Below are 12,526 nucleotides of genomic sequence, written 5' to 3'. Positions count from 1 at the left end.
CATGGGCCATCATCTTTCGCTCACGCCGGCGCAAGCGCGCGAGCAATTATTGCGGGAGCCCTTCAAGATCCGGCACAGCATGGCGAGACATCCGCTGTTCCGTCTGGAGCGGCTGGTGCGGCTGGCCCAAAGCATGGACCGGGACCGGATCGAGTATAATGCCGGTTCCGTCGGGATCGACCAGAGGCCCGAAGACACGCCGAGCATCGACCTGCCCGCGGCAGAGGTGATCGCCAGCATCGAGAGCGCGAATGCCTGGCTGGTCATCAAGAATGTGGAGACGGATCCCGACTATCGGCGCCTATTGCAGGGGTCGATCGAGGACATCAGGCGTTCCACGGGTGCGGCGGCCGAAGAGATGAGCGACGTGCGCGGTTTCATCTTCATCGCCTCGGCCCATTCGACGACGCCCTTCCATATCGATGGCGAGGACAACATCCTCGTTCACATCCGGGGGCAGAAGCGCGTCCATGTGTTCGACAACGAGGATCGGAGCCTGGTTGGCGAAGCAGCGATGGAGATGTCGCCGGACAAACACAGAAACCAGAGCTACCGTCCGGAATTCGAAGCGCGTGCACGAGAATTCGAACTCGAGCCGGGGGACGGCGTGCACATCCCGTATCTGTGGCCGCACTGGGTCGCGACCGGGCCGAGCCATGCGGTGTCCATGGCGATCACGTGGAAGAGCCCGCGCGTTATTCGGCTGAACAAGATCCGGACGGTGAACGGCCTGCTGCGGCGGGTCGGGCTGGCGCAGCAGCCGCCGGGGCAAAAGCCGGCGCTGGATGCCATCAAGGTCGGCGCCTTCACTTGCGGACGGATGGCGCTCCAACCATTGCGACGCTTCGAAATCGCTCGCCGGATGATCCGGCAGGTGCTGGCCGGTTCACAGGCGAACTATTTTTACAAAGGCTGAGGCGTCGGATTGATGCCGCAATCGGAACACATAGTGCCGAGCAGTCAGGGCGAACGAAATTCCGCCCCGACACGAGGTCCTGCGCGCTCCGGCGCGCCCAGTTCGGGTAATGCCTATTCATGACAGCCGTCTCCGCCAAGGATCCTGTTCAGCTTTCCCTTCAAGACGAAATCGCCACCCTCACCATCAACAGGCCGCATGCCGAAAACGCGCTCACGCCGCGCAGCATCGACACCATCTCGCTCATGCTGGAGGCTCTGGAGGCCGATGGCGAGATCAAAGTCCTCATCCTGGAAGGCGCAGGGGCGAATTTCTGCGCCGGCGAGGACCTAACTGAGAGCGAAGGTATCGACGATCCGGAGATGGCGAGGCACTTCCGAGCGCGGACCGCCAAGCTCATGCAGAGGATCAGCGCCTATCCCAAGATCGTGATCGCCAAGGTGCGGGGTGCGGCGCATGGGCTGGGGCTGGACATGGTGCTGGGCGCGGATCTGGCCTTTGCCTCCCATGACGCGAGCTTCGGCACACCAACGCAGGGAAGCGGCAGCTCGCAGTGGACCTCCATGGTCCCGCTCAGCCGCAGCGTGGGCCAAAAGCACGCGTTGCGCATGCTGCTCGGGGGAACGCCGGTGCCCGCGGGAGAGGCGGCTTCAATGGGGCTTATCAGCCAGGCGGTGGCTGCGGAGGCGCTGGACGACACGGTGACGCGAATCGCCAAATCGATCGCCACGACCGCGCCGCATCTCATTCGGCTGGCGAAGCAGGACTATCAGAAACAGCTCACGATGACGCTGGAAGATGCGTATGCCTTTGCCATCGAGGGTGGCGCGGGGGCTCGGTCCCCGGGGAATTCAGGCTTCCGCCCATCGCGCCAGGTTGCGGCGCCATCCCTCTAGACGAATGAGAGCATCGGCACTATATTGCGACGGTCGACCTTCTGGCGCGTCATGCTTCTCTCCATCCGCTCGCGATCCGCGCCCGGTTTCTGAAGCCGCTCACCTCAGGTCTCAACACCTTTCGGCGCGTGCCAAAGGTTAGAAAATCTCACGGAGACTCGTCTATGGCTACGGGAACTGTCAAATGGTTCAATGCAACTAAGGGCTTCGGCTTCATCCAGCCAGATGAAGGTGGAAAGGACGTTTTCGTCCATATCAGCGCTGTGGAAGCTGCCGGAATCGGCACACCGCGCGATGGACAGAAGCTGTCATACGAACTGGAGCGCGACCGCCAGGGACGTCAGTCCGCGACCAATCTGCGTGCGGTCTGAGACCGGCGTGAGCCTGCGGATCCTGAAAGGACATCGATTTGACTAAAGAGGAGTTCCTCGAGTTCGAGGGAACGGTCGTGGACGTGCTCCCAGAGGGACGCTTCCGCGTCAAACTCGACAATGATCACGAGGTCCTGGCTTATACGGCCGGCCGCATGAAGCGCAACAAGATCAGGACGCTGATGGGTGACCGGGTGACGGTCGAGATGACGACTTACGATCTCGACAAGGGCCGCATCACCTTCCGTCACAAGATCGAAGGCGGCGGGACGGGGGCTGGACCCCAGCGGCGGCAACCGTTCAGGCGGCGCTAGCCGGGTCGGCGAAGGCCTCCCATCATCACGTTTATTTCACCGGGCCGGCCGCCGTGTCGTCGCCCGGTGTTTTTTTGCCCGGTTTTTACCGCGCCCGGCCTCGTCCTGCTTTTATCGAGACTAAAAAACCGTCGAGTGGAGACCCTTCGGTGCCGTTCCAGGTGGGTCGTGAAATCCGCAGATTCGCTCGTTTTTTGAGCCTGGTCCGGAGAGGTGGACGCATAGTGTCGACAATAAAGTTCGGGGGCCCACGCATACAAAGTTGACATCTTGATGATCGCGGGTGCAGCATAGGTCCAGTGAGGGAAAAAACAGGGTTTACACCCATGACAAGCAGCCCTCGGGGGAGGCCCTGGCAGGCCTGACGCGTTCGTACGTACACGGGATAACTGTGTCCGGAGGGTTTTGCTTGCCTAGGGTGTCCGACCGGTTGCTTTCACTGTTATCTTTAAGGGGAGCTCAAGTATGGTAAGAGGTTTATCTTACGGCATATCCGCGATTGCTGCTGCCGCGGTCTTCTCTTTCGGCGCCATGACGGCACATGCCGAAACCAAGGGACCGGTCACGGACGATCTCGGTGTGGTCATGGTCGAGAAGGGCGCGCCCATTACGATCGGCGGCTACTGGGTCATTTCCGGTCCGGACACCGCCCTCGGCCTCGACTCTCAGCGCGGAGCGGAAATCGCCTTCGACGACCTGGGAAACAAGATCGCCGGTCATGACGTGCAACTCGTCGTCGAAGACGATGCGTGCGGCGCTGAAGGCGGCCAGACGGCTGCTACCAAACTCGCCTCGCTTCCGAACATCGTCGCCGTGATCGGCCCCGCCTGTTCGAGCGCAGCAACAACGGCAGCGCCGATCCTGTGGAAGCAGGGAATCAGCAATGTCGGTACCGCTACGACGGCTCCGTCGCTGACCGCCCCCGACCGCAAGCCCGACTATCAAGGCTTCCTGCGGACGATCTACAGCGATGCAGAGCAGGGAAAGAACGACGCCGAGTACTTCTTCAACGAACTCCAGTGCAAGACGCTGGCGACCATCCATGATGGCAGTCCCTACGCCTCCCAGCTCGCTGCGGCCGCTGGCAATCGCTTCAAGGAACTCGGCGGACAGGTTGTTGCCGAAGAAGCCGTGACGCCGACGGATGTGGACATGCGTCCGGTTCTCACCGGCATCGGCACGAAGAAGCCCTGCGTGCTCTACTTCCCGACCTTCGTGGCGGCCTCAGCGCAGATTTTGCGTCAGGTTCCCGACGTTCCGGATCTCAAGGACACCAAGATCATCGGCGGCAGCGCCGTGATGGCTCCCGGCATGCTGGAAGCGGCAGGTGATTCTGCAGAAGGCTTCGTCATCACCAATGTGGACATTTCTCCCGAAGCCATGGGTCAGAAGTATCCAGACTTCGTGAAGAAGTACACGGACAAGTACGGCGAAGCGCCGGTCAACGCATTCCATGCTCAGGCCTACGACGCCGGCATGATGCTGGCCAAGGCCATCGAATCGGTCGCGAAGACCGATGCCGACGGCAATACCTATATCGGGAAGAAGGCGCTGAACGAGGCTCTCTATGCCACCAAGGGCATGGACGGCATCAGCGGCCCGATCAATTGCGATGCGCATGGTCAGTGCGGTGGGTTCAACTTCGCTGTCTATGAATTTACCGACAGCGATCCCTCGACGTTCAAGGTCGGCGAGAATCCGAAGCGGATCTTCCCCAAGAACTAAAGATCCACTTTGACTTTCGATGTGACGATGCTTGTTTCCGGCTGCACTGCCATGAGCAGCCGGAAACACCCTCTCCATCCTTGTTCAGCGTAATCATATTGGGGTCTTACGCATGGCTGTCCAATCCGACGTGGCCGACCGACCAGAGCCTGTCCAGAAGTCCGCGTCAAAGCGATTGAGCAATCTACATCGGATCACCATTGTCGATGTCGTGCTTTGGATCCTCCGGATCGGCCTGCTGGGCCTGGTCGTCGTCGGCACAATCGCGACGCTGATCAAGGGGACCTACAACACCGCGCACTGGTTCGACTTCTTCATGTTCGGCCTGACGATCGGTGGAATCTATGCCCTGATCGCGCTGGGCTACACGATGGTCTACGGCGTGTTGCGGCTGATCAATTTCGCCCATGGCGACATCACCATGACGGGCGCCTTCTCCGCCTATTTCCTCGCCAGAAGCTTCGACCGAACCGGCTTCATCGACGCCTATCCGATCACCGCCATGCTGGGCATCATGTCGCTCTCCATGGGCGTCTGCGTCGTCACGGCCCTGCTCGTGGAGCGGATCTGCTATCGACCCTTCCGCCACGTGGCGAGCCTCGCCCCGCTCATCTGCGCCATCGGCGCGTCCTTCGTCATCCAGCACGCCTTCCGGGGCATGTTCGGTTCCAATGTCCGCTCCTATCCCGATCCAGACTGGATGAAGGGGACCGTGGACATCCTGGGCGTGACGTTTCCCGTCATTCAGCCCGTGCTCATCGGAACGGCCGTCGCCGCCATGATCTTCCTGTACATCATCGTGCAGAAGACGAGGATGGGATCGGCAATGCGCGCCGTCTCAGAAGACCGGGACGCTGCAGCCCTGATGGGCATCGACGCCAACAAGGTGATCATCTTCACCTTCGTGCTGGGCGCCTGCATGGCCGGCATCGGCGGCGTGCTGTACTGCCTGGTCTACAAGCAGATCTACTTCTACATGGGCTTCCTGCCGGGCATCAAAGCGTTCAGCGCGGCCGTTCTCGGCGGTATCGGAAACATTCCGGGGGCCATGTTCGGTGGGTTCTTCCTCGGCGTCATCGAATCGGTTGGCCCGCCGCTGTTCCTCGACGGCCTCGGAATTCCGGCGCCCTATCAGATGCGCGACCTCATCGCCTTCACTCTCCTCGTCATGGTTCTCGTGTTCCGGCCGCAAGGATTGCTGGGTGAGGCCCTTTCCAAGAAACGCGCGTGACGGCCTCTCCGTCGACTGCCAATCAAGAGGCATGAAAGAAGATCCATGTCATTCGACGTCGTAGCCTCCAGCCGAATCGAACGGGTCAGTCACAGCCCATGGCGCTATGTTCGCAACATGGGCCTGCAGCTCGGCACCTTGTGCCTCGCCATGGCGATGGTCGGCATTCTCGGTCTCTTCAACAAACGGCCGATCATCGTCGGGGAGCTCACATTGGGCTACGCGGCGATGGGGCTGATCTATCTCTGCGCCGGCGTCCTGGTGGCACGCCGCCGCCTGTTTCCCACGAATGGGCAGACCATCCTGGGCGGCCTGCTCGCCGGCCTGCTGGCGTCCGCGTTCCTAGCGGCCCTGGCCCTGGTGATGAGCCTGGTCAACCTGCGCTACATCTTCGTGGCCCTCGACCAGCCGCTGCTGAAGATGTTGACCTTCACCCTGGTGCCAGCCAGTCTGGGGATCGGCCTCATGCTGCTGACCGGCGCCATCGTGGGCGCGGTGGGCGCCATCCTGGTGCTGCTGCCGGACCGAATCCGGAAGCCCATCGCCTATGGTCTGATCGGCGCCGGCCTCGCCGGCCTGTTCCAAGAGCTCATTCGCCCCATCCTGGCGAACAGCCCCACAACGAAGCCGCTGCATGATCTGATCTATACCTGGACCGGACTGACGCAGAACGGGGCCATCATCATCTTCGTCTTCGTGGCCGTGATCACCATCATCTGGGGCATGATCGGCGGGCGGGTGACCCATAATTACCAAGCCCTTCCCGCCACCACACGCAAGCGCATCCGGTGGGGCTATCTCGCGGCGGGCGCCCTCCTGCTGGTGCTGTTTCCGCTGTTCGCCGGAAATTTCATCGGCCAGATCATGCTCACGGTCGCCCTGTTCACCCTGATGGGGATGGGGCTCAATCTCGAAGTGGGCCTGGCCGGACTTCTGGACCTCGGCTTCGTTGCCTTCTATGCCGTGGGTGCCTATGTCACCGGCCTGCTGATGGCCGACAGCCCCTTCGCGCTGGCACATCTCTTTTATTGGGAGGCGATGCCGATCGCCGTGCTCTGCTCGGTGTGCATGGGGATCATCTTCGGCATCCCGGTGCTCAAGGTGCGGGGCGACTACCTGGCCGTCGCGACATTGGGACTGGGCGAGATCGTGCGGGTGATCGTGCTGTCGGACGCCGCTGCGCCTCTGCTGGCCGGCGCAAAGGGCATCCTGCAGATCCCGCGACCGCAGATCGGGGAGTTCCATTTCTCGACGCCGGTGTCCCTGTTCTACCTGGCCCTGGTCGCCTCCCTCATCGCCGCCTATTGCGCCTGGCGACTGGAGGATTCCCGCCTCGGCCGAGCCTGGAAGGCGATCCGGGACGATGAAGACGTCGCTCAGGCCCTGGGAATCAACCTGATTCAGGTGAAGCTCCTCGCCTATGGCCTCGGCGCCGCCTTTGCCGGTCTCGCCGGCTCGATCTTCGCGGTCATGCTGGGCTCGATCTATCCCCATAGCTTCCAGCTCATCATCTCGATCAACATCCTGGCGCTGATCATCGTGGGCGGCATGGGCAGTCTGCCCGGGGTCGCCGTGGGTGCCGCCGTGCTGATCGGCCTGCCGGAGGTGCTGCGCGAATTCGGCGAATTCCGCTACCTGTTCTACGGCCTGGCCATCATCCTGGTGATGCGGATCAAACCCGAAGGCCTCTGGCCCTCGGCAGCAAAGCGGCGCGAAATGCAAATCGACGCAGAGGTTAAAGCAGAACAGGTCCAGGATATTGCGGAGGCTCGCGCCTGATGAGCACCAGCCTCCTCAAACTGGACGGGATGACCAAGAGGTTCGGCGGCCTGATCGCGGTCGAAAGCCTCACCCTGAACGTCCAGGAAAAAGCCATTCACAGCATCATCGGACCGAATGGCGCCGGCAAGACGACGGTCTTCAACTGCATCATGGAGTTCTACACTCCGGATGACGGATCGATCTGGTTCGAGGATGAGCGCATCGACGGCGTGACACCCGACAGGGTGGCGGCCGCGGGCATCAACCGCACCTATCAGAACATCCGCCTGTTCCGGAACCTGACGGCCATCGAGAACATCCTGGTGGGCATGCATATCCACCTGAAGTCGAACTGGCTGGGGGCGATCTTCAACACCCCGGCGACGAAGCGGGACGAGGCGGAGGCACAGGAAGCGGCCATCAAGATCCTCGATTTCGTCGGTCTAAAAGGCCGCGGCGACACGGTCGCCCGGAACCTGGCCTATGGCGAACAGCGAAGGCTCGAGATCGCGCGCGCCCTGGCGACGAGGCCGAGGCTGTTGCTCCTCGACGAGCCCATGGCCGGAATGAATCCCCGCGAAAGCGTGGACATGATGAATTTCGTTCGGCGGCTGCGCGACGAGCTCGGGGTCACCATCCTGCTCATCGAACATTCCATGCGCGTGGTGATGGGAATATCCGACGTGGTGAGCGTGCTCGATCACGGCGTGAAGATTGCCGAGGGTAGCCCGGCAGAGGTTCAGAACAACCCCAAGGTCATCGAGGCCTATCTCGGGGCATCGGCAGAAAAGGCGCTGAAGTAAATGGCGTTGGCGCAGGCACAAGCGGTTCAGAAGTCAGGCAGCGGAGAGCTGCTGAAGGTGGAGAACCTCCACGTCCATTATGGCAAGATCCATGCGCTGCAAGGATTGTCGCTTGCGGTCGGCCGCGACCAGATCGTCAGTCTGATCGGCGCGAACGGCGCCGGCAAGACGACCACGCTGCGCGCCATCTCCGGCATCCTGGCCGCGACCGATGGCGACGTCATCTATAATGGAGAGTCGGTCACCGCCCTCACTCCTTTCGCCATCGTGGGCAAGGGTCTGGTGCAAGTGCCGGAGGGCCGGAGGGTCTTCTCGCGCATGACCGTCGCCGAGAATATCCGCATCGGCGCCTTCCTCCAGAAGGACAAAGGCTGGATCAAAGCGACGGAAGCGCGGACGCTCGACATGTTTCCGCGCCTGAAGGAGCGGTTCAAGCAGGTGGCCGGCACGCTTTCCGGCGGCGAACAGCAGATGCTGGCCATGGCCCGCGGGCTCATGTCCAATCCAAAGATCCTGCTGCTCGACGAGCCCAGCATGGGACTGGCTCCGCTGCTGGTGCAGCAGATCTTCGAGACCGTCGTGGAAATCCGCAAGCAGGGCGTGGCCGTCCTGCTGGTGGAGCAGAACGCCTTCCTGGCCCTGCAGATTGCGGATTATGGCTATGTGCTGGAAACCGGCACCATAACGCTGGAAGGCCCCGCTGCCGACCTGCTTGCCAATCCGCAGGTCAAGGAAGCTTATCTCGGCTAAGGAATTTTCGCATGAGCGTTGAAGGCAAAGGCATCGTCGTGACCGGCGGTGCGAACGGGCTGGGGCTTGCCGCAGTGGAGATGCTGACGGCGAGGGGTGCGCGGGTGGCGATCATCGACGTCAATCCGAAGTCTCTCGACCCCGTCGTGGAGCGTCTGACATCCGGAGGTGCCGACGTCTTCGGGCTGATCGGCGACATCGTGCCGAAGACCGAGGCCTATGGGCTGTTCGGAAAGGCGGTGGACCGGCTCGGGCGCGTGGATGGCGTGATCAACTGCGCCGGCGTCTATCCGCGCAAGCCGATCCTCGAGATCACCGACGAGGACTGGACCCTGGACTGGACGGTCAATGTGCGCGGCACCTACAACATCATGGCGGCCGCCGTGGAGTTGATGCGGGGCCAGGACATCGTCACGACGGTGCGCGGACGGATCGTCAACATCACTTCCGTGGACGCCTTCAAGGCACATCCGAAAAATGCCCATTATGCGGCGACGAAGGCTGCCGTGGTGAGCCTGACCCGTTCCTTTGCAGACGAGTTCGCGCCCGATCAGATCCTGATCAACTCCGTCGCACCCGCCGGTATCGCCACGGAGAAAGCCAAGGGGGCCGGCTTCCTCGACGAGCTCGCTTCGCACACGCCCCTGCGGCGCAACGCGCAGCCCGACGATATCGCGGAATGGATCGTCTTCATGCTGAGCGATGCCAATCGCTACATGACCGGGGAAAACGTGATCGTCAGCGGCGGCTACATCTACGCCTAAGAAAGCACATCCATGAAGCTCGGCCTCTTCAACCTAATGACCCAGCGGGACGCCTCGACGTCGGCGCGCACGATCTTCGAAGACACGATGTCCATGGTGCGGCTTGCCGACGAGATCGGCTTCGATGTCGCCTGGTTCGCCGAGCATCACTTTTCGAACTACTCGATCTGTCCATCGCCAATGCTGATGGCCTCCTATGCGGCAGGCGTCACGAAGCAGATCCGGGTGGGCGCCGCGGTGCTGGTGCTGCCGCTCTACAACCCCGTCCGACTCGTGCAAGAGATCGGAATGCTCGACGTTCAGTCCAACGGGCGTGCCATCATCGGCCTCGGGTCGGGTTATCAAAAGTATGAGTTCGATCGCTTCAACCGCAAGCTCGCCGACAAGACCGACCTGATGCTCGAGATCTGGGACATGATCGAGATGGGAATGCGCGAGGGTCGCATCGAACATCATGGCCAGCATTTCCAGGTGCCCAACTCGCCGATCGACCTGCAGACGATGCAGAAGGGAGGGCCGGAGATCTATGTCACCGGTCTCGATCCCCGGATCCTGCAACGGGTCGCGCGCGGCGGGCACGTGCCCTTCATCACCGCAGGGTGGAAGGGCCTGCCGGTGTTGCGAGAGATGGTGGCCCAGGTGCGGGCGCAGTATGCCGCGGTGGGCATCGGGCCGGAGCGGGTGCCGCTCGGCGTGCAGCAATATGTCTTCGTCACGGACGACAAGGCGGAAGCGCTCGAAATGGCGGAGCGCGCCCGGGTGGTGGCGCGGATCGTCACGGCGATGCGCGCCGGGGTGCCGGAGCTCGAGGGACATTTCATCAAGGCTCCGCCCATGCCGGACGAGCCGCCGGTCGAGACGATTCGCGACAATCTGATCTTCGGCGATGCCCATATGGTGGCCGAGCGGCTATGCGCAGAGATCCGCGAGCTGGGCACCACGCATCTGTCGTGCTTCATGCAGATCGGTACGGTGCCGGGGGCGAAGGCGCGGGCGTCGATGGAACGCTTTGGCCGGGATGTCATCCCGCTCATGGAGAAAAACTTCGGCATGCCGTTGGCGCAGGTCCATGCCGAGCGCGGTCGCGAAAGACCGGTCAGGATCGCAGCTTGACGTGTTTTCACTTCGCAGCTCCGCAGGCTGAGAGGGATTTGTCTGCATGCGGCGGAAGGGGTTGAAGCGAGGATCACGACCGTCACATCGACGCCGTCCTGTCGCCATAGAAGCAGAATGATCGTCTTCTCTCCGACTCAGGGGAGATTCGATGCCGGCATTCATCAGCAAGAAAGACATTTGCTTTTCAGCGCTCGAGCCGTTCGATCCGCGCGCGCAGGATCTCGCTGATGCGAAGGCCTCTTATGCCGCTTTGAAGCCGCAGCGGGCACAGATCCCCGAAGACGCTGGTCGTGCCATGGAACGCGTCGGGGCCGACGCTAAAGTCAGCAAACAAGGGGTCACCGAGCGGCTGGATCATGATCGCTCCACAGCGGCAAAGCCGTTGGAAGGGGCATCGGACTATCAGGTTCAGGCCTTCTTCAGCGCTGGCAGCGACACCGTCCTGCTGGTTTTGAGGGGGAACCCTGCTGACGAGAGCCAAACGGTCGGAGTCGCGCCGGCACCGCCGGTCATCGAGGCGGATGGAACAGTGGCCGATCGAGGCGAAGCCACGCTTGAGGCTTCCGCCAGTGGTGCGGACAGTGGGTTGCAGGTCTCGGCCAATCGCATCGCCGATGATGCGGTGGCGTTCTTCTTCTGAGCTGCGGCATGTCAAAGAGCACCATCCGATGAGCGGCGACGAGAATGCCTCTCCCCGCAAGACAGCCGCGTCGCCTGCGCAGTCGGAGGGCGACTATGCTCCGTATGAGGACATGGGAAGCCGCTATCATCTCTTTGTTGCAAAAGCGATTTTCCTGGTGACCGCGGCCAGTTTCTCCACGGCACGAGCAGACCTCGCGCGACCCGGACATTCGCTCGGCGAGGCGGGCAATTTGGGCAGGCGGCTCAGCGAAGCCAGTGAGCGACTTCAGGACCTTGCCAAGGAGGTCGAGGCGCGCTCGCGCTTCCTCGGCGAAGACGAAAAGGACGTTCAGGCCTTTCTGGATGACAACTTCTTCAATCTTCATGTCCATCGACCAGGCCGCGATCCCTCCACCACGTCCACGAGCGGGACAGGATGCTTCAATCCCCCTGGTCAAAGTCCGGTGGAGGCAATGTGGCCGGACTTTCTCCCGCAGGAGGATTGGCGCTGGTCCCATCTCGAGGGCCGTCTGGACTCGAGGGACTGGGCCTCGGACCTGCTGTACGCAGTGGGATGAGAGCGGAGCCGGTCTCACCTCCGGCGAGACAAGGTTGCAGATCTGGAGCCGATCGCCTCGGTATCGCCGAATTCAACGCCAACCAGGAGCCGATGGAAGAAGTCCGTATCCGATGCGGAATTTTTCTCGGAGTCAGTGATGGACATCAATTCTGTTGCATCTAGCCCTCTTGGCTGGCCCGTCGAGCTGCTGAACTCAGCCCGCGCACATCATGCCCTGGAACTCACCAAAGGCGCTTACACGCAGAAGCTGATCGAGTATCGCAAAACACTTTTGGACGCCGTGGCCGAAGCGGAACGCGGACTGGCATCGGATGCTGCCGATCCCGCCGGTTCGCTGGCCAAGCTTCAGGACATCCGCCAGACGGCGGCGGCCATCATGGAGCAGGCACTCGACATCCGAGAGGATCTTGTCGCCCAGTCCGATGATCTTGGCATCGCGCCCGGAGAGACCACCGCATTCCTCAGATCGGCGTCTCTGACGGCCAACCACCACTTCGGCACCGCGGCAGGGAACGACCATCTCACCAGCACCCTGGAACACGCCGCAACGAAGCTCACGCAAACGATCGACGCGCAACGGCTGACCGAGCAGTGTCAACGGCGGAGCAATTCCAGGCCACTGCGGCGGAGTAAAAGCAGGCCACTTGCGTGAGGGTGCGCCGAAGCAGAGAAGGGTCC

At 61.9% G+C, this 12,526-nt stretch carries 14 protein-coding genes; all 14 read left to right on the top strand.

Annotation, left to right across the window (positions count from 1 at the left end; translation table 11 throughout):
• Position 1: 1 nt before the first annotated feature.
• The 14 genes from FKM97_RS23725 (at position 2) to FKM97_RS23660 (ending at position 12,500) form a co-directional block, all read left to right on the top strand.
• Positions 2–916, top strand: a complete 915-nt coding sequence (locus FKM97_RS23725; protein WP_144294950.1) for a cupin-like domain-containing protein — start codon at positions 2–4, stop codon at positions 914–916.
• 119 nt (positions 917–1,035) lie between these two features.
• Positions 1,036–1,812: an enoyl-CoA hydratase/isomerase family protein gene (locus FKM97_RS23720; RefSeq protein WP_144294949.1), complete on the top strand. Its 777-nt coding sequence runs from the start codon at positions 1,036–1,038 to the stop codon at positions 1,810–1,812.
• A 164-nt stretch (positions 1,813–1,976) separates the two neighbouring features.
• On the top strand, positions 1,977–2,183 hold the full coding sequence (locus tag FKM97_RS23715) for a cold-shock protein (RefSeq protein ID WP_144294948.1): 207 nt from the start codon (positions 1,977–1,979) through the stop codon (positions 2,181–2,183).
• Between the two features lie 38 nt (positions 2,184–2,221).
• Positions 2,222–2,497 carry a translation initiation factor IF-1 gene (infA, locus tag FKM97_RS23710; protein WP_144294947.1) on the top strand — a complete coding sequence of 92 codons (276 nt, stop codon included), beginning with the start codon at positions 2,222–2,224 and terminating at the stop codon, positions 2,495–2,497.
• Between the two features lie 465 nt (positions 2,498–2,962).
• The gene (locus tag FKM97_RS23705; RefSeq protein WP_246105246.1) at positions 2,963–4,222 is read left to right on the top strand and encodes a branched-chain amino acid ABC transporter substrate-binding protein; all 1,260 of its coding nucleotides are present in this window, start codon (positions 2,963–2,965) and stop codon (positions 4,220–4,222) included.
• A 112-nt stretch (positions 4,223–4,334) separates the two neighbouring features.
• Complete coding sequence (locus FKM97_RS23700; RefSeq protein WP_246105245.1) at positions 4,335–5,453, top strand: branched-chain amino acid ABC transporter permease; 1,119 nt, start codon at positions 4,335–4,337, stop codon at positions 5,451–5,453.
• A 45-nt stretch (positions 5,454–5,498) separates the two neighbouring features.
• A complete protein-coding gene (locus tag FKM97_RS23695; RefSeq protein ID WP_144294946.1) occupies positions 5,499–7,232 on the top strand; it encodes a branched-chain amino acid ABC transporter permease in 1,734 nt (577 codons plus the stop codon).
• Complete coding sequence (locus tag FKM97_RS23690; RefSeq protein ID WP_144294945.1) at positions 7,232–8,017, top strand: ABC transporter ATP-binding protein; 786 nt, start codon at positions 7,232–7,234, stop codon at positions 8,015–8,017. The genes FKM97_RS23695 and FKM97_RS23690 overlap by 1 nt, the downstream gene beginning before the upstream one ends.
• Positions 8,018–8,767 carry an ABC transporter ATP-binding protein gene (locus FKM97_RS23685; RefSeq protein ID WP_205015292.1) on the top strand — a complete coding sequence of 250 codons (750 nt, stop codon included), beginning with the start codon at positions 8,018–8,020 and terminating at the stop codon, positions 8,765–8,767.
• Positions 8,768–8,778: 11 nt separating this feature from the next.
• Positions 8,779–9,531: an SDR family NAD(P)-dependent oxidoreductase gene (locus FKM97_RS23680; protein ID WP_144294944.1), complete on the top strand. Its 753-nt coding sequence runs from the start codon at positions 8,779–8,781 to the stop codon at positions 9,529–9,531.
• Positions 9,532–9,543: 12 nt separating this feature from the next.
• Positions 9,544–10,644, top strand: a complete 1,101-nt coding sequence (locus FKM97_RS23675; protein WP_144294943.1) for an LLM class flavin-dependent oxidoreductase — start codon at positions 9,544–9,546, stop codon at positions 10,642–10,644.
• A 151-nt stretch (positions 10,645–10,795) separates the two neighbouring features.
• Positions 10,796–11,287 (top strand): hypothetical protein, encoded by a 492-nt coding sequence (locus FKM97_RS23670; protein ID WP_144294942.1) that lies wholly within the window; start codon positions 10,796–10,798, stop codon positions 11,285–11,287.
• Between the two features lie 28 nt (positions 11,288–11,315).
• Complete coding sequence (locus FKM97_RS23665; protein WP_144294941.1) at positions 11,316–11,846, top strand: hypothetical protein; 531 nt, start codon at positions 11,316–11,318, stop codon at positions 11,844–11,846.
• Positions 11,847–11,984: 138 nt separating this feature from the next.
• Positions 11,985–12,500 carry a hypothetical protein gene (locus FKM97_RS23660; RefSeq protein WP_144294940.1) on the top strand — a complete coding sequence of 172 codons (516 nt, stop codon included), beginning with the start codon at positions 11,985–11,987 and terminating at the stop codon, positions 12,498–12,500.
• Positions 12,501–12,526 lie beyond the last annotated feature (26 nt).

The organism is Rhodoligotrophos appendicifer, from assembly GCF_007474605.1.
GTDB classification, from domain to species: domain Bacteria; phylum Pseudomonadota; class Alphaproteobacteria; order Rhizobiales; family Im1; genus Rhodoligotrophos; species Rhodoligotrophos appendicifer.
This window is presented reverse-complemented; position numbering and strand designations above follow the sequence as displayed.